19 protein-coding genes and 1 pseudogene are annotated in these 19,104 nt (G+C 61.9%); 8 read left to right on the top strand and 12 right to left on the bottom strand.

From position 1 onward, the window contains the following. Positions 1 to 577 precede the first annotated feature (577 nt). On the top strand, positions 578 to 1,411 hold the full coding sequence (locus tag ABIB36_RS09125) for an alpha/beta hydrolase family protein (protein WP_354563069.1): 834 nt from the start codon (positions 578 to 580) through the stop codon (positions 1,409 to 1,411). 18 nt (positions 1,412 to 1,429) lie between these two features. Here the strand turns inward: ABIB36_RS09125 and ABIB36_RS09130 are convergent, their stop codons facing one another. Next, positions 1,430 to 3,460, bottom strand: a complete 2,031-nt coding sequence (locus ABIB36_RS09130) for a prolyl oligopeptidase family serine peptidase (RefSeq protein WP_354563066.1) — start codon at positions 3,458 to 3,460, stop codon at positions 1,430 to 1,432. Positions 3,461 to 3,565: 105 nt separating this feature from the next. Here ABIB36_RS09130 and ABIB36_RS09135 point away from each other — a divergent pair, with 105 nt between their 5' ends. From ABIB36_RS09135 to ABIB36_RS09145, 3 genes are all read left to right on the top strand, one after another. Next, complete coding sequence (locus ABIB36_RS09135; protein WP_354563064.1) at positions 3,566 to 4,534, top strand: dipeptidase; 969 nt, start codon at positions 3,566 to 3,568, stop codon at positions 4,532 to 4,534. Positions 4,535 to 4,583: 49 nt separating this feature from the next. Further along, entirely contained in the window at positions 4,584 to 5,999 is a 1,416-nt protein-coding gene (gene lpdA, locus ABIB36_RS09140) for a dihydrolipoyl dehydrogenase (protein ID WP_354563061.1), read from the top strand. A 159-nt stretch (positions 6,000 to 6,158) separates the two neighbouring features. Further along, positions 6,159 to 7,010, top strand: a complete 852-nt coding sequence (locus ABIB36_RS09145) for an SDR family NAD(P)-dependent oxidoreductase (RefSeq protein ID WP_354563059.1) — start codon at positions 6,159 to 6,161, stop codon at positions 7,008 to 7,010. A gap of 17 nt (positions 7,011 to 7,027) precedes the next feature. On the opposite strand, the gene ABIB36_RS09150 is transcribed toward ABIB36_RS09145, so the two are convergent. From ABIB36_RS09150 to urtA, 11 genes are all read right to left on the bottom strand, one after another. Continuing rightward, positions 7,028 to 7,561 (bottom strand): carboxymuconolactone decarboxylase family protein, encoded by a 534-nt coding sequence (locus tag ABIB36_RS09150; protein ID WP_354563057.1) that lies wholly within the window; start codon positions 7,559 to 7,561, stop codon positions 7,028 to 7,030. 49 nt (positions 7,562 to 7,610) lie between these two features. Continuing rightward, positions 7,611 to 8,660, bottom strand: a complete 1,050-nt coding sequence (locus tag ABIB36_RS09155; RefSeq protein ID WP_354563055.1) for a M48 family metallopeptidase — start codon at positions 8,658 to 8,660, stop codon at positions 7,611 to 7,613. Positions 8,661 to 8,729: 69 nt separating this feature from the next. Beyond that, positions 8,730 to 9,581, bottom strand: coding sequence for an alpha/beta fold hydrolase (locus ABIB36_RS09160; RefSeq protein WP_354563052.1), 852 nt, complete (start codon positions 9,579 to 9,581; stop codon positions 8,730 to 8,732). Beyond that, entirely contained in the window at positions 9,578 to 10,183 is a 606-nt protein-coding gene (locus ABIB36_RS09165; RefSeq protein WP_354563050.1) for a TetR/AcrR family transcriptional regulator, read from the bottom strand. The genes ABIB36_RS09160 and ABIB36_RS09165 overlap by 4 nt, the downstream gene beginning before the upstream one ends. Beyond that, the gene (locus tag ABIB36_RS09170; RefSeq protein WP_354563048.1) at positions 10,180 to 11,967 is read right to left on the bottom strand and encodes an N-acyl-D-amino-acid deacylase family protein; all 1,788 of its coding nucleotides are present in this window, start codon (positions 11,965 to 11,967) and stop codon (positions 10,180 to 10,182) included. The genes ABIB36_RS09165 and ABIB36_RS09170 overlap by 4 nt, the downstream gene beginning before the upstream one ends. A gap of 84 nt (positions 11,968 to 12,051) precedes the next feature. Continuing rightward, positions 12,052 to 12,729 carry a GntR family transcriptional regulator gene (locus tag ABIB36_RS09175; protein WP_354563189.1) on the bottom strand — a complete coding sequence of 226 codons (678 nt, stop codon included), beginning with the start codon at positions 12,727 to 12,729 and terminating at the stop codon, positions 12,052 to 12,054. 11 nt (positions 12,730 to 12,740) lie between these two features. Then, positions 12,741 to 13,433: an urea ABC transporter ATP-binding subunit UrtE gene (gene urtE, locus ABIB36_RS09180; RefSeq protein WP_354563046.1), complete on the bottom strand. Its 693-nt coding sequence runs from the start codon at positions 13,431 to 13,433 to the stop codon at positions 12,741 to 12,743. Next, positions 13,426 to 14,274: an urea ABC transporter ATP-binding protein UrtD gene (urtD, locus tag ABIB36_RS09185; RefSeq protein ID WP_354563044.1), complete on the bottom strand. Its 849-nt coding sequence runs from the start codon at positions 14,272 to 14,274 to the stop codon at positions 13,426 to 13,428. Before urtD ends, urtE begins: the two co-directional genes overlap by 8 nt. Beyond that, positions 14,271 to 15,362 carry an urea ABC transporter permease subunit UrtC gene (gene urtC / locus ABIB36_RS09190; protein WP_354563042.1) on the bottom strand — a complete coding sequence of 364 codons (1,092 nt, stop codon included), beginning with the start codon at positions 15,360 to 15,362 and terminating at the stop codon, positions 14,271 to 14,273. Before urtC ends, urtD begins: the two co-directional genes overlap by 4 nt. Continuing rightward, positions 15,359 to 16,243 (bottom strand): urea ABC transporter permease subunit UrtB, encoded by an 885-nt coding sequence (gene urtB / locus ABIB36_RS09195; RefSeq protein WP_354563039.1) that lies wholly within the window; start codon positions 16,241 to 16,243, stop codon positions 15,359 to 15,361. The genes urtC and urtB overlap by 4 nt, the downstream gene beginning before the upstream one ends. Positions 16,244 to 16,333: 90 nt before the next feature. Beyond that, positions 16,334 to 17,608: an urea ABC transporter substrate-binding protein gene (urtA, locus tag ABIB36_RS09200; RefSeq protein WP_354563037.1), complete on the bottom strand. Its 1,275-nt coding sequence runs from the start codon at positions 17,606 to 17,608 to the stop codon at positions 16,334 to 16,336. A gap of 255 nt (positions 17,609 to 17,863) precedes the next feature. Here urtA and ABIB36_RS09205 point away from each other — a divergent pair, with 255 nt between their 5' ends. The 4 genes and pseudogenes from ABIB36_RS09205 to ABIB36_RS09220 form a co-directional block, all read left to right on the top strand. Then, positions 17,864 to 18,097, top strand: coding sequence for a helix-turn-helix transcriptional regulator (locus ABIB36_RS09205; RefSeq protein WP_084346249.1), 234 nt, complete (start codon positions 17,864 to 17,866; stop codon positions 18,095 to 18,097). Positions 18,098 to 18,109: 12 nt separating this feature from the next. Then, a complete protein-coding gene (locus ABIB36_RS09210; protein ID WP_084346402.1) occupies positions 18,110 to 18,619 on the top strand; it encodes a DUF2029 domain-containing protein in 510 nt (169 codons plus the stop codon). A 54-nt stretch (positions 18,620 to 18,673) separates the two neighbouring features. Continuing rightward, complete coding sequence (locus ABIB36_RS09215; protein ID WP_306294092.1) at positions 18,674 to 18,862, top strand: MBL fold metallo-hydrolase; 189 nt, start codon at positions 18,674 to 18,676, stop codon at positions 18,860 to 18,862. Next, a pseudogene (locus ABIB36_RS09220) lies at positions 18,859 to 19,098 on the top strand (MBL fold metallo-hydrolase); the annotation flags it as partial. The gene ABIB36_RS09215 and the pseudogene ABIB36_RS09220, both read left to right, overlap by 4 nt. Between the last annotated feature and the right edge of the window lie 6 nt (positions 19,099 to 19,104).

A 19,104-nucleotide genomic window follows, 5' to 3' on the forward strand; every position in this document is an offset into this window, starting at 1 on the left:
TGCGGTAGGAACGACATCAGGTCGTACTTTCTACGGCTGTTCCAAATGACTAGTACAGGAGATTTCATGGGTTCAGCAGCAGGGTTCATCAGTGACATTTTCTCGGGCGTTCTCGACGGGCTCGTCGAGTCGATCGTGGACCAGATCGTAGGCGTACTGACATCCGGTAGCGCTGCCTGATTTTGTTCACGGTGCACGCTGTAATCGCAGTCGGGGGCGGTTACGGTGGCATCGAGAACGCGTCCGATAAGTGACGTCAGCAATTCAGTGAGTCGAATTTCAGATTTCGACGTACAAGATGTGATCTCGTGAGGTAGACATACCGCTACAGAGACCGTTTTGTGATTACCGTCGCAGAATCTCTGATCCATTTCCTCTCACGAAGGAGTTCTTATATGGGATCCGCCGAACTTGCTGGAATTTTCGGTCTGCTGGCCAAGCTTCTCGGAGCAGCATCGGGTAGCTCGGACACTGCGCCTGCCGCAGCCCTCTAAATCTTTCGACTATGGCCGGTACCCCGCAATACTGGGGTACCGGCCATCGGTCTGTCCGGCGACGCACGCCCTAGTCTGGGTCGGTGCACACCGTTCCCATACAGATGCCCGACGGTTCGACAGTGCCGGTATCGCTTTTTCCGGCCGACGGACCGGACGATGCGCCGGTCGTGGTGATCATGCCGGGTCTCGGAATTCCGGGCGGCTACTACCGCCTGTTCGCCGAAGCCCTGGTCGCCCGCGGTTTCCACGCCGCTGTCGGTGATCTCCGCGGACAAGGCGACAGCGTCCCCAAACCCAGTTCCGCCAGCAAGTACGGCTATCAGGAACTGGTATCGGTGGACTTTCCTGCCATCTTCGAGGTGGTGCGCGAGGAATTTCCGGCCGCCACTCCCTATCTTCTGGGCCACAGCATGGGTGGCCAACTCGGGTCGATGTATGCAGCTCGAATCCGCGGTCGCCTGGCCGGGCTGATCTTGGTGGCCTCGGGGTCGCCGTACCACCGAGGCTTCGGAACCGTGCGCGGTGTTCCATTGCTGTTCGGCGCCGCAGCCATGGCGTTGACGAGCAGCATTGCCGGCTTCTGGCCAGGGGATCGCGTCGGTGTCGGTGGTTTCGGGCGGCAGTCGCGTGTGTTGATCGAAGACTGGTCCAGATTCGCCCGGACCGGACTGATCGAGCCGTCCGGCGCAGATATGGACTACGAGGAGCGGATGCGCCGACTGAAGCTACCGGTCCTGACGATCACGATCGAAGGGGACGAGGTGGCGCCGCCCGGGTCGATGAAGAACTTGGTCGACAAACTCGCCAACGCCGACGTCACCGCCGCGCATGTCGCCGAGTCACTCGGCCACAACGGCTGGATTCGGAATCCAACGGCCGTCGCGGACCTCGTGAGCTCGTGGATACATCGCTGAAAGTTCCTGTCGCCGACGTCAGGGCCGTAGCGCGTTCCACAGGAATCGGAAGGACAGTGCCGTCTTGAAGGCCAGCTGAGCGTTGTCCGCAGCGCCGCCGTGCCCGCCTTCGATGTTCTCGAAGTAGGTGACGGGCTGGCCCAGTTCTTCGAGCCGCGCGGCCATTTTGCGGGCATGACCGGGGTGCACCCGGTCGTCGCGTGTCGAGGTAGCAATGAGGATCGGCGGATAGCGTTTCTCGTCCGGGGCCACGATGTTCTGGTACGGCGAGTATTCGGAGATGAACGCCCACTCCTCGGGGTCGTCCGGGTCGCCGTATTCCGCCACCCACGACGCCCCTGCCAGCAGTAGGTGGTATCGCTTCATGTCCAGCAGCGGTACCTGGCAGACCAGCGCGCCGAACAATTCGGGGTACTTGGTCAGCATGATTCCGATCAGAAGTCCGCCGTTGCTTCCGCCCTGAGCGCCGAGCCGGCTGGGTGTGGTGATCTCGCGCTTTACCAGATCCTGTGCCACGGCCGCAAAATCTTCGTGGACCTTGTGCCGGCCTGCGCGCAGCACCTGGGTATGCCATTCGGGGCCGTACTCGCCGCCGCCTCGAATGTTGGCCACTACGTACGTGCCGCCCTGCTCGAGCCAGGCCAGACCGGTTGCACCGCTGTACGACGGCGTCATCGAGATCTCGAATCCTCCGTAGCCGTAGAGCATCGTCGGCCCGGGGCCCATGCCTTCCTTGCGGACGACGAAGTAGGGCACGGCAGTGCCGTCGAGTGAGGTCGCGAAATACTGGGTGACGGCCATCGAATCGGTGTCGAAGAACGACGGCGCCTGTTTGAGGACTTCGAGGTCGCCGCCGACCGTGCCGAACAGCAGCGTGGCAGGCGTCAGATAGCCACTCGACGACAGAAAGAACTCGTCACCGTTCTCCTCCGCGTCGGTGCCGACGATCTCGGTGGAGGTCGAATCCGGTAGGCCGAGCAACGGCTGATCGTCCCAGGCATCGGGCCCCGGAGTGAGCACTCGGAACTCGCTGCGCACGTCTACGAGCAGGACGACGAGCAGGTGGTTCTCGGTCCAGGCGAACTGATGCAGGGAGCGGTGTGCGTCGGGCGAGAACAGTACGTTCATCTCGCGGTCCCCGGCGAGGAAGCTCTCGAAGTTCGCGGCCAATAGCGCGCCCGACGGATACGTCTTGTCGCCGATCGTCCACTCGGTCATCGTGCGGACCAGTAGCCACTGCTTGTGGACCGAAGTCGTCGCATCGGTCGGCGTATCGATCAGCGTCAGGGTTGTGTCGTCGAGCAGATACAACTCGGCGTTGAAGAAGTCCGTCGCGCGTTGCACGAAATCACGTTCGAATCCGGGAGTTCGGTCGTGCCACGCCGAAATCGAGATGTCGTTCGGCGTTCCCTCGTACACGGTTTCGGCCTCGGCAAGCGGGGTACCGCGGGTCCACCGCTTGGCGATACGCGGATATCCCGAGTCGGTGAGCGAACCGGCACCGAAGTCGGTTCCTACATAGACGGTGTCGGCGTCGATGTACCCGATGTCGGTCTTGGCCTCGGCAACGAAGAATCCGCCTTCCGACTGTTCGCGGAACGTGCGCGTCTGCAAATCGAACTCGCGGACGATCGACGCGTCGGCGCCGCCGCGGGACATCGTGACCAACGCGAGGTGCTGATCGGGACGCAGCACCTGCGCACCGCTCCACACCCAATTCTCGCCTTCGGCCTCGGCGACGGCGTCCAGATCGAGCAGAATGTCCCACTCGGGAGAGTCCTTGCGGTATTCCGTCATCGTGGTCCGACGCCACAGTCCTCGGATGTGCTCGGCGTCGCGCCAGAAGTTGTACAGGTACTCACCGCGCCGACGTGCGTACGGAATTCGTGCGTCGGTGTCGAGGACCTCTCGCACGCGTGCTTCGATGGCGTCGAATTCTGGGCCGGCCAACGCGGCGGTGGTGGCGGCGTTTCGGGTGCGTACCCAGTCCAACGCGCGCTCTTCGGTGACCTCTTCGAGCCACAGGTACGGATCAGAGGTGTTGCTCATGCCCTATTTGTACCCTCGTAGGTACTGTCCCTCCGAGGGTGACCGGCCACCTGCCGGTGCTCGCTCTCGTGTCGGGTAGTGGTGTTCGAGAAAGGTACGGCTGAGATGAATCTGTGGGAACAGCACTGCTGTCTGCCGCTGGTGCCCACTGCGGACATCACGGAATTGGCTCGTTACCCGCTCGGGTCTTACGTGTCCGTCAACGTCGGTTTCTCGCCGCATTCGAAAGCCGTCGTGACTGCGCTGGCGCAGGACTTCCGTCGTAAAGCCCTCGCCGACGGGCGTTTTCGTATGGTCGACGCGGTCGACGCGGTGGACGAACCCGAAGACGCCGAGCTGATCACCCTGGCGTTCGATCTGGAGGATTCCGGTCCGCTCGAGGGCGATCTCGACAATGTTCGCTTTTTCCACAGCCTCGGTGTGCGGTCCATGCTTCCGACCTACAACCACGCCAATGCAGCCGGAGGGGGGTGCCTCGACGTCGAAGACACGGGTCTGACGGCGTACGGGAGGGACGTGGTTCGCGAGATGAATCGTGTGGGGATGCTCGTCGACGGCTCGCACTGCTCGGTTTCGACCGGGCTCGACGTGGCACGTTGCACCGAGCACCCGATGATCTACTCTCACTCCAATTTCGCTGCTCTGTGGCAGCACCCGCGGAACATCACCGATGAGCAGGCACTCGAATGCGCCCGCACTTCAGGGGTCGTGGGGATCAACGGTGTCGGCATCTTCCTCGGCGTCAATGCGCCCGAGGACGATGACAAACGGGTGCAGGCGATGGCCGACCACATCGAGTACGGCGTGGAGTTGCTCGGCATCGAGCACGTGGGTATCGGCTCCGACTATTCGTTCGACCACGAGGATTTCAATCACGAGCTGAGAATTCACCCCGAGGCGTTCTCGGAGATGTACACGCGCTGGGGGCCGCTGCAGTGGGTTCCGCCGGAAGGAACGCTCACCCTGCCCACGGTGCTGCGTAGTCGTGGTTTCGACGACAAGGCCGTCGACGCCGTGTTCGGTGGGAACTTCCGGCGCGTCGCGCAGGCCACGCACGCCGCTACCGGCAGGTAACCCGACCGTCTCGAGACAGAGAATCAGTACGCGACTAAGCTCGGGAATCGTGACCTCACACTATGACGTCGTTGTCCTCGGAGCCGGTCCCGGTGGGTACGTCGCTGCTATCCGCGCGGCACAACTCGGACTGAGCACTGCCATCATCGAGAAGAAGTACTGGGGCGGTGTCTGCCTCAACGTGGGCTGCATCCCCTCGAAGGCGCTTCTCCGCAATGCCGAACTTGCGCACCTCTTCACAAAAGAGGCCAAGTTGTTCGGCATCTCGGGCGAAGCGAGCTTCGACTTCGGCGCAGCCTTCGACCGCAGCCGCAAGGTCGCGGAGGGGCGCGTCAAGGGAATTCACTTCTTGATGAAGAAGAACAAGATCCCCGAGTTCGATGGCCAGGGCACCTTCGTCGACGCCAACACCATCGAGGTGGAGTTGACCAAGGGCGGTACCGAGACGATCACGTTCGACAACGCCATCATCTCCACCGGCAGCACCACCAAACTGCTGCCGGGAACGTCGCTGAGCGAGAACGTCGTCACGTACGAAGAGCAGATCATGACCCGTGAACTCCCGGGTTCGATGCTCATCGTCGGTGCAGGCGCCATCGGCATGGAGTTCGGCTACATCATGAAGAACTACGGTGTCGACGTCACCATCGTCGAGTACCTCGATCGCGCGCTCCCCAACGAGGACGCCGACATCTCCAAGGAAATCGAGAAGCAGTACAAGAAGCTCGGCGTCCGCATCGTCACCGGTGCCGCTGTACAGAGCATCGACGACGACGGCTCCAAGGTGACCGTCAAGTTCAAGAACAACAAGTCCGGCGACGTCGAAACCGTCACCGTCGACAAGGTGATGCAGTCCGTAGGCTTCGCCCCTCGCGTCGAAGGGTTCGGTCTCGAGAAGACCGGTGTCGAGCTCACCGATCGCGGTGCCATCGGCATCACCAGCACGATGAAGACCAACGTCCCGCACATCTACGCAATCGGGGACGTCACTGCCAAGCTGCAGCTCGCTCACGTGGCCGAGGCTCAGGGCGTCGTGGCGGCGGAGACCATCGCGGGCGCGGAGACGCTGCCGATCGAGGACTACCGCATGATGCCGCGTGCGACGTTCTGCCAGCCGCAGGTCGCCAGCTTCGGACTCACCGAAGAGCAGGCTCGTGAAGAAGCACAGGCACGTGGCTCCGACATCAAGGTCGCGAACTTCCCGTTCGCCGCCAACGGCAAAGCGCACGGGCTGGGGGACGCTACCGGTTTCGTCAAGCTGATCGCGGACACCGAGCACGGCGAACTTCTCGGTGGACACCTCATCGGCCCCGACGTGTCCGAGCTACTGCCGGAACTGACGCTGGCCCAGAAGTGGGATCTGACCGTCAACGAACTCGCTCGCAACGTCCATACACATCCGACGTTGTCCGAGGCACTCCAGGAGGCCATTCATGGCCTGGCAGGACACATGATCAACTTCTGACCCTGAAGGCAGTTCGAAGCTCGTTCGTCTTGTGTGCGCACAAGACGAACGAGCTTTTTTCTTGCCCTGTCCGGACTCGTCCTCGCGTGGCAGGATGGGCTTGCCGACCGGTGTCGGTCGCGGCCAGGACGATACGACCGAGGCGAAAGAAGTGCACCTATGAGAAGTTTCGACAACAAGGTCGCAGTCGTCACCGGAGCTGGATCGGGGATCGGCCGCGCGCTCGCCCTCGACCTCGCGCACCGCGGCGCCAGGCTGGCCCTTTCGGACATCGACGGCGAAGCGTTGACGGAGACGGTCGTGTTGTGCGAGAAGATCGGTGCACGCACAGTGTCCTACCAGTTGGACGTCTCCGACCGGGCGGCAATGTATTTCCATGCCGATGCGGTCGTCAGCGAATTCGGACGCGTCAACCTCGTGGTCAACAACGCAGGTGTCGCGCTCGGCGCGGATGTTCTGGATATGACCTGGGACGATTTCGAGTGGGTCATGAACATCGATTTCTGGGGAGTTGTCAACGGCTCCAAAGCGTTTCTGCCGGCACTCATCGAGTCCGGTGACGGTCATCTGGTGAACGTGTCGAGTGTGTTCGGATTGATGGGCATCCCCGGTCAGAGTGCCTACAACTCGGCAAAGTTCGCGGTGCGCGGATTCACCGAGGCACTGCGCCAGGAAATGAAAGTCGCCCGCCATCCCGTCGGAGTCAGCTGTGTCCATCCCGGCGGAATCAAGACGAACATCGTTGCCAACGCGCGAGGAATGGCAGATCTGGGAGATCACGACGCCGTCGTCCGACGCTTCGAGCAGATCGCCGTCACCTCGCCCACACGCGCGGCCAAGGTGATCCTCGGCGGCGTCGAACGTAACAAGCCGCGGATTCTGATCGGCCCGGATGCGCGTCTGTTCGATCTGATCCCTCGCGTGGTGGGGCCACGGTATCAAGATATTTTGGCGCCGCTCAACAGGATTGGGCGAGCCACCGGCGCCAAGTTCGGGTCGAGCAAGAGCTAGCTACAGCGAATCTCTTTTCAGAAGTCGCGTTCTATTCGCAGAGTTTCGATAGTCGTCGCCAAGCTGTCGTACTGCCCGACCAGCAACAGGAATTCGATCAGCTGGCGTTCGTCGAACTCGTGTGCCAAGGCTGCCCAGGTTTCGTCCGACAGATTCTTGGTGGCCAGTAGTTCGTCGGTCGCGGTGAGTATCGCTCGATAGCGATCACCCAGACCGACCGCTGTCGGCCCTTCTTTCACTTGTGCGAGTAGGGTTTCGGTCACTCCGACGCGTCTGCCGATTCGGCGGTGATGGTCCATCTCGTACCCGCAGTCACGTACGTGCGCGACGCGGTTGATCACCACTTCCGTTTCCTTGCGGGAGATCCGGCCGCCGGGCATCAGCTTCCCGCTGTAGAACAACCAGCCTCGGAAGAGGCCGCGGGTGCGTCCCAGGGTGCTGAAAAGATGCGCGTCGGGCGCGCCGGCGGCTTTCGACAGGATGCGCCACAACACCCAGTTGATCGGGCCGAGATCCCTGAACGTTCCGGACGCAATACGCGGTGAGCTCACGCCCCGACGCTACCTGCGGATCTTTCCGTGTACCAGGCGAGAAACGATTTCAGGAATGTCGCCAGTGATCGAAACGGTTCTTGATGTCGGATGCGACGTCGCCGATTCCGTTGCCCACGGCGTCGACGGCACCGGTCAATCCGCTGCCGAGATCGCGGATCGTGCGGATCAGTGGATCCTCTGAAGTGTCGAAATTCTGCTTGTACGTTTTGGCTGCAGTCCGGAACTCGTCGCCGATCTTGGCGCCGTCATCCTGAGACCTTCGGGGGTACTCACCGCGGAGCACCGCCGCGTATTCGCCGCTGTCCACCCACTTCTTCAGTTCGGCCGCGCGCAGTACCGAGAACGGGTGCGAGAGCAGTTCGATGTTGAGTAGTTTCAGCACGCCGTCGCGTAAATCCCCGCTGGCCTCGTACTCGGCGGCCTGTGCCAGAAATGCGTCGATGTCGATTTCGGAGATCCTGGCTCCGCCTGCAAGTTTGAGTTGAACGCGCAACGCGCTGTGAACGTCCTGGCCGCACAGCAACCCAGCACGATCCCCGGAAAGTTCGGACTTGCGTTGCCATTCCATCAAACCGGCGATGATGGCACGCAGAGCCCATCCGCCGACAGGAATCCATCCGATCGTGCCTGCCAGTCGCATGAGGTGCATGAGGATGGTGCGATACACGGCATGACCGGACAGCGCGTGGCCGAGCTCGTGGCCGACGATGAAACGCTGCTCCTCGTAGGTCGTGATGTCGAGCAGGCCGGTCGTGAGCACGATGAACGGGCGATCCATGCCGATGGTGAACGCGTTGACCATCGGCGACTGCAGAACATACAGCTCCGGGGTCTCTTCGGCACCGAGAATCTGCACGCAATCAGCACGGAGATCGTCGAGATCGGTGAATTGCCGAGAGTCGACGCGCACCGACGTCGCCAGATACATCAATCGATGTTGCCGCTCCTGCAACAGACCCGACAAAGTGCGTAGGACCGTATCGAAGCCCTTCAACGTTCGCAGGGTGACCAGTGCCGCCCGGTCGGACGGATGCTCCCACGCGCGGGAGCTGATGTCGGGAAACTGAATTCGCGTGCGGTCCGGTGCGGCGGTCAAAGTAGCTCTCCCAGCGTTCGATGCATGTCCGATTTCAAAGTATCAGCAAAACGGACACGTCGGTCGGTATCACTGCTCGGCGGCCCGCTCTCCATCCTGTGAAAGCAACAGCTCGGCGGCATCTACTGGGTGGGTATACGGCCACCAATGCTCGGCATCGACTTTCATCACGTGGAGGTCCGGTATCCAGCGCTCCAGTCCGTCGGCAAGGTCGCCGGAGAGAAACCGGTCATGGAGTGGAACGACGACGGTGGTGGGCACCACGCACTTCGGATCCGGTCCCGAGAGAAGACGGCGGAGAATGTTTGCGCGATACAGCGCAATTCCGCGTTGTTGGTTCCGCCGCGCTGGTTCCGGGGCATCCTCGCTGCCGATCGATGCCATCATCGCCGGTACGAACCGGCGAAGAACAGGAACGTGGAAACTCCAGATGTACCAGGACCGAACGAGTTGCGTCGCCAGCGATACCCACTGTGAGGGCGAAACGGCGCGTGCACGGCAGAGATCGCGCAGGTGGTCCAGGCTCGGTCCGGACACCGATACGAACGATGCGAAAGTCGTTGCAGCACGGGGTGAGGCCATCGTCTCCCACATCTGGACCGAACCCCAGTCGTGTGCGAACACATGCAAGGGTCCGGTTCGGTCGGGGATCGAATCGACTACGGCGAACGTATCCTCGGTCAAACGGGCCAGGGTGTAGCTCTCGACACTGTCCTGATCGTCGACAGTGGTGGCCCAGCCGCCTCGGGTGTCGTAGGCAACGATTCGCACGCGCTGCTCCAATGCGCGGATCATCGGATCGAAGACGTGGTGATCGTCGGGGTAGCCGTGCACCAGAAGCGCCGTGGAGCCGGCCAGCGGATCTCCGTACTCGTACACCGCGATACGGGCTCCGAAAGAATCGACGGTCCAGGTTCTCACATCGCCTCGATCCGGTTGTAGATGGTTTCGCCTCGTAGTAGTCCGGCGATGAGCTGCAATCGCAACTCCTCCTGCTCGGGCTGCGGATGGACGATTGCCGAGAGCGCTTCACCGTCGAGTAGGTGCACCACGGTGAAAATGACCGTGTCCAGTTGCGCGGGTGGGATGCTGCCTGCGATCGGAAGCGTGCGGGCCAGCGCAGAAATCTGCTCGTGGTAGCGAACCGTGAAGGGAATCAATCGTTCCCGCAGGTCGGTGTCACTCCGGGCCGCAATGAGAAGTTCGTACCAGGCACCGTTTATCGGGGCTCGGCATGCCGCTCGGAGCAGAAGCAGACAGTGCTCGACGGACGCCGTACCGAAACCCGCGAGACCGGTTCGAAATTGGTCGAACTGCCGTCGACGCACGTCGTCCGCAGCAGCGACGACGATGTCGAGGCGTGTAGGGAAATGCCGAAACAACGCACCCGAGGACACCCCCGCACGGGAGACGATTTCGCTCACCGTCGTTGCAGCGTAGCCGTTTTCGCACAGTGACATGATCGTTGCATCGAGTAGCTTCCCGATCGTCTCGGTACGTCGTTCCTGCTGGGTTTTGCTCATACTCGCTCTCGTGGATGCGGTGCCGTGGTGGTACCGGCGCGCAGGAAGCTACCGGCGCGTTCGGATACGCCGAACCATGGCGCGAATTCACCTTCACGGTAGACGATCCGTCCGGCGATCAGCGTTGCGGTGACGGCCTGATCGTTTCGGTTGACCATCCGGCTCAAGCCACCGAACTCGGGCATCATCTCCTCGCGATACGCGAGGACCTCGTCGTCGAGGCCTGCCGGATCGATGACGACCACATCGGCGCGGTCGCCCACCCTCAGGTGTCCTGCGTCGACGCCGTAGAAGTCCGCGAGCTCGCCGCTGAGCTTGTACACGGCATTTTCCACGGACATGAACGGCCGTCGATCTTCGCGGGCGCCGTGCACACGATGCAGCAACCGGATCCCGAAGTTGTAGAAGGCCATGTTCCGTAGATGTGCCCCGGCGTCGGAGAACCCGACGGTGACGCCAGGCCTCGTGATCAGCTTGTCCATCTGCTTGCGTCGGTGATTGGCGATAGTGGTGTGCCAGCGCAGTTTTCGGCCATGCTCGACGACGAGATCGAGGAATGCGTCGACCACGTGGATGCCGCGTTCGGCCGCGACCTCGGCGATGTTCTTGCCGACGACCGAGGCGTCCGGACATTCGGTGATCTGGGCATCGGCGAAGTCTCGGTGCCATACCCGTGAGCTGAACTTCTTCTCGAAGTCGGCGCGGAACCAACGGCGGTAGGCCTCGTCGGACAGCAAGTCGTTGCGGCCCAATTCCTCTCGTAGATGCAGAGCTGCGCGGCCGGATCCGAACTCCTCGAAGACGACGAGGTCGATCCCGTCGGAGTAGACGTCGAACGTGGTGGGCAGGTGTTGCCAGCGGAACTGTCCGCGCCCGGGCCCGTTCACCAGTTGTGCGAGCGGCCCGAAGATGTGGTGAATCCAGGGGGATGCTTTGGCATCGGCGGCAGCAAGAAGTGAGATCTTGAGTGGAGTTCGGCCCAGTCCCGTCGCGCTGCCGAGGAAGAAGAGCATGTCGTATTTGGTGTTGAGGTTAGGGATGCTCTGAAGCAAGCGGCCGCGTCGGCGCAGAATCTTGTGCAGTGCGCGGAATTCCTTCCAACGTGCGTACGAAGACGGCAGTGAACGCGAGCGGTATCTGTCGCCGTCGAGTTTGTCCCAGGGGTTGGTCATGGTGGACATGCCGAGAAGTCCGGCGTCCAGAGCGGTGTTCAGCGCATCGGCCATCGCCGAGAATTCTTCACGTGTCGGTTTCTGGCTGCGGTCGGTTGCCCGATCCAACCCCATCACGTGGGCACGCAGGTCGGAATGCCCCACCAGCGACGCGATGTTGGGCCCGAGCGGGAGTCGCTCGAGCGCGTCGATGTATTCGTTCGGGTTTGTCCATGTCTTGTGTGCATCGACGGCCTTCAGAACGTGCTCGCGCGGCAGCGCCTCCACGCGACTGAAGAGGTCGGCGATGTCGACGGGAGTCGAGTACAACGTCGACAACGAGCAGTTTCCCAGCAGGACCGTGGTGACCCCGTGTCGAACCGACTCGGTGAGTCCTGGTCCGACCAGTACCTCCGCGTCGTAATGGGTGTGTACGTCGACGAAACCCGGCACGACCCACTGGCCGGTTGCGTCGACGACCTCGGTGCTCGGACCGACGGTGAGAGGCTCGGTCGTGATCGCGCGCACGACGCCGACCGAGATGCCTACGTTGCGAACTACCCCCGGCCCGCCGCTGCCGTCGTAGACAGTCCCTCCGGTCAGCACTGTGTCGTACGGCAAGCTCTCGTTCATGTGACCTCCATCACCATGGTTGCTGCAACCATAACTTAGAGAGTGAACGCTCGCAATGTTTGGTTCATGACTGAAAGCAGTGCATCAGATCCGCAGTGCTCCCGCCATCGACGCCGCTTGCTCGGCACGAGCAATAACAGTTTTCTCGTGCGAGGAAATGTGTGCGAGCAGAGCGGACCTCGCCTCGTCGAGCCTTCCTTCGAGGACCGCCTCGCCGATCGTGATGTGCTCGTCGACCTGAGACCGTATGTCCTGCTCGGTCATCGATCCCACCATCCGTACCGGCCGAACTTTCGCGTTGACTGCGCACAGAGCCACGGTCAATGCCGGATTTCCGGACGCGCTCAACAGTGTCGTGTGAAACTGCTCGTCCATCAACACGACCTCGGTGATGTCGGTGGGCGGGATCTTTCGTGCTCGAGTCCAGAGCTCGAGCTCGGTGACGATCGCCGATGCGTCGTGACGGAGCGTCGCGTCTTCGATGGCGCGGACGATGCCGCGAATCTCCAGCGTCTGCCGGAGCTCGTAGAGCCCGGCGAGATCGTCGACGTGTGGTCGATATGCGTGCAACCCGTCGTGGCCGCGGAGGACCAGCCCGTCCGCGAGCAACCGTGCGAGCGCCTCACGCACGGGAGTGCGCGAGACGCCGTACAGCTCGGCCAGGCGTTCCTCGCCGAGCCTTTCCGTTGCCGGGATCGCTCCCGACACGAGGTCGCGACGTAGCGACAGATACACCTTCTCGCGAAGGTCCTTGCGCGGCATGGAAGTACCGGTCAAATCGCCATGGCTGCACGGACATCGGCCTCGGACTCGCTACCGCCCACACCGGTGGACGTGATTCGCCCGGCCTCGAGAATATAGTAGTTCTGGGCAGATTCGAGCGCGAAGCCGATGTGTTGTTCCACCAGCAACACTCCGAGTCCGCCGCGGCGGGTGAGATCGAGAATCGTGCGTTCGATCTCGGCGACGACGGATGGCTGAATGCCCTCGGTCGGTTCGTCGAGGATGAGCATCTTCGGTTCGGTGATGAGCGCGCGTGCGATCGCCAACTGCTGACGTTGACCACCGGACAGAAGACCCGCACGCCTGGTGAGCAGTTCCTTCAACGCGGGGAACAGGTCGAGGGCCTCACCGATCAAAGCCTTACCCCGCGTGCGTCCGTCGGCGACGACCTGTAGGTTCTCGGCCGTGGTCAACTGGCCGAACGATTGCTGGCCCTGCGGGACATAGGCGAGACCGCGTGCGACGCGGGCGCTGGGTCGTAGCGAGCTGACGTCCTCACCATCGAAGAGGACCTTGCCCGAGTTGACTGCAAGCAGGCCGACGGCGGCCCGGAGCAGAGTCGTCTTGCCTGCACCGTTGTGGCCCATGACCGCGGCGACGCCGTCGGCGGGGACGGTGAGGGAGACCCCATGGACGACCTCGCTGCGGCCGTAACCGGTGCGCACGTCGATGAGTTCAAGCATGCTTGTCTCCTAGTGTGGCGTCGGCGCTGTCCTGTGCAATCTGATCGAGTTCGCCGCCTGCGGCTGCGGTACCGAGGTAGACCTCTTGAACCTTGGGGTCGGCCTGTACCTCGGCGACGGTGCCTTCGGACAGGATGCGCCCGGCAGCAAGAACTGTCACCGACGTCGCGAATGCTCGCATGAAGTCCATGTCGTGCTCGACGACGACGACGGTCCGTTCGCCGCCGATCCGGCGAAGCAATTCGCCGGTCTGCTCGCGTTCATCATGGCTCATCCCGGCAACCGGCTCGTCGAGAAGCAGTACATCGGCGTTCTGCACCAGCAGCATTCCGATCTCGAGCCACTGCTTCTTCCCATGGGCAAGGATTCCCGCCGGTTTGTTCCGCTCTTCGGTCAGACCGATGGTCTCGAGCGCCTCCTCGATCTCGGGCGAGACCGCAGTGCGGCGGCGCAACATGGTCATGAGCGAACGTCCTGCCCCGGCTGCGATGTCGAGGTTCTGCAGGACGGTGAGCTGTTCGAAGATGCTGGCAGTCTGGAACGTTCGCCCGACGCCGAGTCTGGCGATCTGGTGCACCTTCTTACCGAGCAGTTCGACGCCGGACTTGGTGATCGACCCGGTGGCGGGTACCAGTCCGGTGATCGCGTCGATCAGGGTGGTCTTGCCTGCTCCGTTCGGCCCGATGAGGAACCGCAGATCGCCCTGCATGAGTGTCAGGTCGACGTCGGTGTTGGCCTTGAATCCGTCGAAGCTCACGGTGAGGCCGCGTACTTCGAGGTACTGGCTCGACATACCGGCGTTGCCACCGAAAGTCGGCTGATGGTTGTCGAGGTGAATCATGTGACAAGCTCCTTCTCTTCGACATCGACGACGGCACCGGGTTCGTCTGCAGCTTTCTTGCGACGTCGGAGAGCGAACAGGCCTGCGACGCCTGCGGGGAAGAACCCGACCACGACGATGAACAGCAGTCCCTGGGCGTAGGTCCAGCCTGACGGAAATTGCTCGGACAGGGTTGTCTGCGCCCACGCCACACCGAGTGCGCCGAGGACCGGTCCCAGCAGCGTGCTCCGTCCGCCGATCGCCACTCCGATGAGGAACGCGATGGACGGAACGATGCCGACGTCGTTGGGGGAGACGATGCCGACGATCGGCACGAAGAGTGCCCCGGCGAGGCCGGCGAAGAATGCCGCAGTCACGTAGGCGACGATCTTCACATTGGCGGGGTCGTACCCCAGGAAACGCACTCGTTCTTCCTGATCGCGGACGGCGACGAGCAGTTCCCCATAGCGGGAATACATGAGCTGTCGGGTGATGGCGACGACCGCCAGCAGTACACCGGCCGCGATGAAGAACAGCATCTGTTTGTTGGCCGGATCATTGAGATTGAACCCGAAGAACGTCCGGAATCTGTTGAGCCCGTTGGATCCGCCCGTGGTCTGCTGACCCACCAACAGAATTGCGAATGCAGCCGCGAGCGCCTGGCTCAGGATCGCGAAGTACGCGCCCTTGACTCGTCGTTTGAAGACACCGAGGCCGAGAACGAGCGCGACGAGAGCCGGGATGAACAGAATTCCGAGAATCGTCACCAGCGGCGAAGCGAACGGAACCCAATACGACGGCAGTTCGCGAATCCCGGCGATGGACATGAAATCCGGCACCGCGTCGCCGCGGAGATCGGCGTCGGAGATCTTCAGATGCATGGCCATGATGTAAGCGCCGAGCCCGAAGAACACTCCCTGGCCGAGCGTGAGCATTCCGCCACGGCCCCAGGCCAATCCGATACCGACCGCAACGATGGCGTAGCAGATGAACTTGCCTAGAAGGTTGAGCCGGAACTCGCTGAGCACGGCCGGTGCGACCGCGAACAAGAGGACGGCGGCAAAGGCGAACCCCAGCCACGCGCCGCGCTTGTGGACGAAGGTGCTCATACCAAACTCCTTGTCTTGACCGCGAACAGACCCTGTGGGCGGGCTTGAAGGAAGAACACGATCAGCACGAACACGATGACCTTGGCGATCGAGGCAGTCGTGCTGTACTCGATGAACGAATTGAGGATGCCGAGCGCGAACGCTGCGATCACCGCGCCCTTGATCTGGCCGAGTCCGCCGACGACGACCACCAGGAAAGCGTCGATCAGGTAGCTCTGCCCGACGGTGGAGCTCGTCGAACCGATGAGCGTCAACGCCACACCGGCGACACCGGCGAGGCCGGACCCGATGAAGAACGTCGAAATATCGGTCCGACGACTCGAGATGCCCGAAGTCTCGGCCAGGTCCCGGTTCTGCACGACCGCGCGAATGCGTCGACCCATCGGTGTCTTCGCGAGGGCGAACGACAAAGCGAGAACACAGATCACGGCGAGAACCAGAATGAAGATGCGAGTCTTGGGAACGACAGCGCCGAGGATGTCGATGCCCCCGGACAGCCAGCCCGGCGAGACTACGTTGACGGCGGGGGCGCCGAAGATATCGCGCGCACATTGCTGCAGGATGAGCCCGACACCGAATGTCACCAGCAGCGTGTCGAGCGGGCGGTGATACATGCGACGGATCAGAGTCACCTCGAGCAGGACGCCCATGGCGCCGCCGACGAAGAACCCGACGATCAGCGAGATGAACAGCGATGCACCGCCGGTGGAGACGAGTTGCTGTACGACGTACGCGGTGTACGAACCGGCCATGATGAACTCACCATGAGCCATGTTGATGACACCCATCTGACCGAAGGTCAGCGAGAGTCCCAATGCGGCGAGTAGAAGAATCGAACCGATACTCAAGCCGGTGAAAAGCTGCCCGACTACGACATCCATGAGCGCTCCTTTACAGTGCAGCTCCGCACAGACGAGCGGACTTGCTTTCGCGAGCTGCATGTCCACTCATCTACGCGAAGTGCCTTGGAATTAGTTGAGGTCGGAAGCCCACTCGTAGGTCTCGAGGAACGGATCGGGTGCGATCGGTGCCGGGGATTCCCACACGGTGTAGATCAGGCCGTCGGCGCGAACTTCGCCGATACGTGCGGTCTTCGAGATGTGGTGATTCGCGCCGTCGATGACGACCTCACCTTCGGGGGCGGCAAAGCTGACACCATCCGCTGCGGCCTGAATGTCACCGACTGCGAAGGACTTTGCCTTCTCCACGGTGTTCTTCCACAGGTACACCGAGGTGTAGGCGGCTTCCATCGGGTCGGAGGTGGGCTTGTCCGCACCGTATTTTGCCTTGTAGTCGGCGACGAACTTCTTGTTCTCCGGGCTGTCGACAGTCTGGTAATAGTTCCACGCCGTCAACTGGCCTTCGATGTTCTGTGCGCCGATTCCGGCAACTTCTTCCTCGGCGATGGAGACCGAGAGGACCGGCATGTCAGCAGCTTTGAGGCCTGCGTTGGTGTACTCGCGGAAGAAGGCGACATTGGAATCGCCGTTGAGGGTGTTGAACACGGCGTCGGCGTCGGCGGAGCGGACCTTGTTCACGATCGTGGAGAAGTCCGTCGAACCGAGTGGGGTGTAGTCCTCACCCTTGATCTCGATACCGTTGGCCGCCGCGTAAGCCTTGATCTCACGGTTGGCGGTCTGCGGGAATACATAGTCGCTACCGACCAGGTACAGAGACTTGACGCCCTTTTCCTTCAAATAGTCGAGTGCCGGAATGATCTGCTGATTCGTCGTTGCGCCGGTGTAGAAGATGTTGTCCGAGGACTCGAGGCCCTCGTACTGGACGGGGTAGTAGAGCAGTGCGTCGTTGTCCTCGAAGACCGGCAACATCGCCTTACGGCTCGATGACGTCCAACCGCCGAAAACAGCTGCGACACAGTCACTGCTGATCAGCTTCTCGGCCTTCTCGGCAAAAACTGTGGGCTCGGATGCGCCGTCCTCGGCGACGACCTGGATCTGCTTGCCGTCGACTCCGCCTGCTGCGTTGATCTCTTCGATGGCCAAGGCGATCGAATCACGCACCGTCACTTCACTGATCGCCATGGTTCCGGAGAGTGAGTTGAGCGAGCCGACCTTGATGGTGTCGCCGGATGTGTCCACGCAGGATTCGGCTGCTGCCGCGCCGTCCGCTGAGGTGGTGTCACTGGCTTTGCTACCGCACGCGGTGAGCGCCAAACCGACCATGGCCAGAGCGAGAGGAGCAACCAGTACACGTGTGGCCATTTTGCTCGAGGAAACTGCAGGCATCTTTGACGCCCTTTCGCTTGTATACGGAGTTGTATTCGCGATTGCAGACAGTAAAGGGGAAGTATTGCGCGGATATGTTGCCCGGTGACGGCTCTATTTCGTCCGTTACGCCGCTGTTAACTTCTCGGCGCGTGGATGATTCGTCCGAGGGGAAGGGCTTCGGCGATGTCGAACCCTGCAGAAATGGATGTGGCTTGCCGCTTGGCGATGACAAGTAGGGTTGACATTCGATGACAAGTCCGCTTGACTTTCGTTATGGCTGCCGCACTCAGGACCAACACGGTGCGTGAACACCGAAAAGCGGCCCGGCTCACCCAGGCGGAGCTGGGTAGAGCATGTGGAGTCAGTAGGCAGAGCATCGTCTCCGTCGAAGGAGGCGACTATGCCCCCAGTGTCTATTTGGCGCTCGAGCTGGCCGCAGCATTGAACACCACCGTCGAAACACTTTTCGCGACAGGCGAAGTGCCCGCGGCACAACCGGAGACATGAGGAGCGATGACCATGAGTACATCCATCACGGCAGGTCCGTTCATCAAGGCGATGCGGTTCGTCGGAGATCTCGACGATGAGTTCTATGACGACGAACGCCAGCGCGATGTGTGGAACGAGGCCTCTGCCATCGGCTTTCAGCTCTTTGCGTGGGTATCGCTGATCAGCGCCGCGATATTGCCGTGGGCGGCGGGCACAACCGGAGCCTGGATCGGTCTGGGCATCCTCGTCGTCTCGACACTGATCAACTTCGCGACTGCAGGCTACTCGGCGGCCCGCGGAGTCAACCTCTACACGGCGTCGAAGCTGGTTCGTGTTCGCGCGATCGTGGTGGGTGTGCTCTTCGCAGTCGGATACGTCAGCGTCCTGGTTGCCTTGCAGCCGAGCGTGTACTCGCAGGCCAGTTCATGGGCGGGTGGCGTCGTCGGCGCGATTCTCGGCGGCGGAGCGGTGGGAGCAGCGATCTGGTACATGCGCAAACGTCATGCCCGCTTCGAAAACGAAGAGATCGACGGCAGTTGACCGGCCGCGGAAATGCTCGACTATGGCATCTCACCGCAGGTAACGTGCTCGCCCATGAGTGCCGGTGAAGGACTGAAACAGATCGCCGACGGGGTGTGGGCGTTCCTGCGACCACCGGGGAGTTGGGGTCAGACGAATACCGGGCTGATCGTCGACCCAGGTGCGGCGTCGATGGTGATCGACACCGTGTGGGACACCCGATGGGCGAAGCGGGTGGCATCGGCGACGTCGGAACCTACATGAACACAGTTCGTGGAGGAGCACGGTTCCCACGCAAGCTGCCGAGACTGCCAGATCAGACGTTCGAAGTGACCGAGCGGATCGACGTAGGGACACGTCAGGTCCAGTTGCGATATCTCGGCCCGGCACACACCGCGGGAGACCTGATCGCCCACGTACCGGACGCAGGCGTGGTGTTCGCAGGCGATGTGCTGTTCATCGGATCGACCCCGATACTTCGGCACGGCCCACTCCCGAATTGGGTG

The sequence above is a fragment of the Rhodococcus sp. UYP9 genome (genome assembly GCF_040547235.1).
Lineage (GTDB): Bacteria > Actinomycetota > Actinomycetes > Mycobacteriales > Mycobacteriaceae > Rhodococcoides.

Coding starts and splice junctions, on each gene's coding strand:
- ABIB36_RS09145 (WP_354563059.1), top strand. CDS start 6,159: ATGAGAAGTTTCGACAACAAGGTCGCAGTCGTCACCGGAGCTGGATCG.
- urtD (WP_354563044.1), bottom strand. CDS start 14,274: ATGATTCACCTCGACAACCATCAGCCGACTTTCGGTGGCAACGCCGGT.
- ABIB36_RS09135 (WP_354563064.1), top strand. CDS start 3,566: ATGAATCTGTGGGAACAGCACTGCTGTCTGCCGCTGGTGCCCACTGCG.
- ABIB36_RS09175 (WP_354563189.1), bottom strand. CDS start 12,729: ATGCCGCGCAAGGACCTTCGCGAGAAGGTGTATCTGTCGCTACGTCGC.
- ABIB36_RS09170 (WP_354563048.1), bottom strand. CDS start 11,967: ATGAACGAGAGCTTGCCGTACGACACAGTGCTGACCGGAGGGACTGTC.
- urtE (WP_354563046.1), bottom strand. CDS start 13,433: ATGCTTGAACTCATCGACGTGCGCACCGGTTACGGCCGCAGCGAGGTC.
- ABIB36_RS09210 (WP_084346402.1), top strand. CDS start 18,110: ATGAGTACATCCATCACGGCAGGTCCGTTCATCAAGGCGATGCGGTTC.
- ABIB36_RS09205 (WP_084346249.1), top strand. CDS start 17,864: ATGGCTGCCGCACTCAGGACCAACACGGTGCGTGAACACCGAAAAGCG.
- ABIB36_RS09130 (WP_354563066.1), bottom strand. CDS start 3,460: ATGAGCAACACCTCTGATCCGTACCTGTGGCTCGAAGAGGTCACCGAA.
- ABIB36_RS09165 (WP_354563050.1), bottom strand. CDS start 10,183: ATGAGCAAAACCCAGCAGGAACGACGTACCGAGACGATCGGGAAGCTA.
- urtB (WP_354563039.1), bottom strand. CDS start 16,243: ATGGATGTCGTAGTCGGGCAGCTTTTCACCGGCTTGAGTATCGGTTCG.
- ABIB36_RS09215 (WP_306294092.1), top strand. CDS start 18,674: ATGAGTGCCGGTGAAGGACTGAAACAGATCGCCGACGGGGTGTGGGCG.
- urtC (WP_354563042.1), bottom strand. CDS start 15,362: ATGAGCACCTTCGTCCACAAGCGCGGCGCGTGGCTGGGGTTCGCCTTT.
- urtA (WP_354563037.1), bottom strand. CDS start 17,608: ATGCCTGCAGTTTCCTCGAGCAAAATGGCCACACGTGTACTGGTTGCT.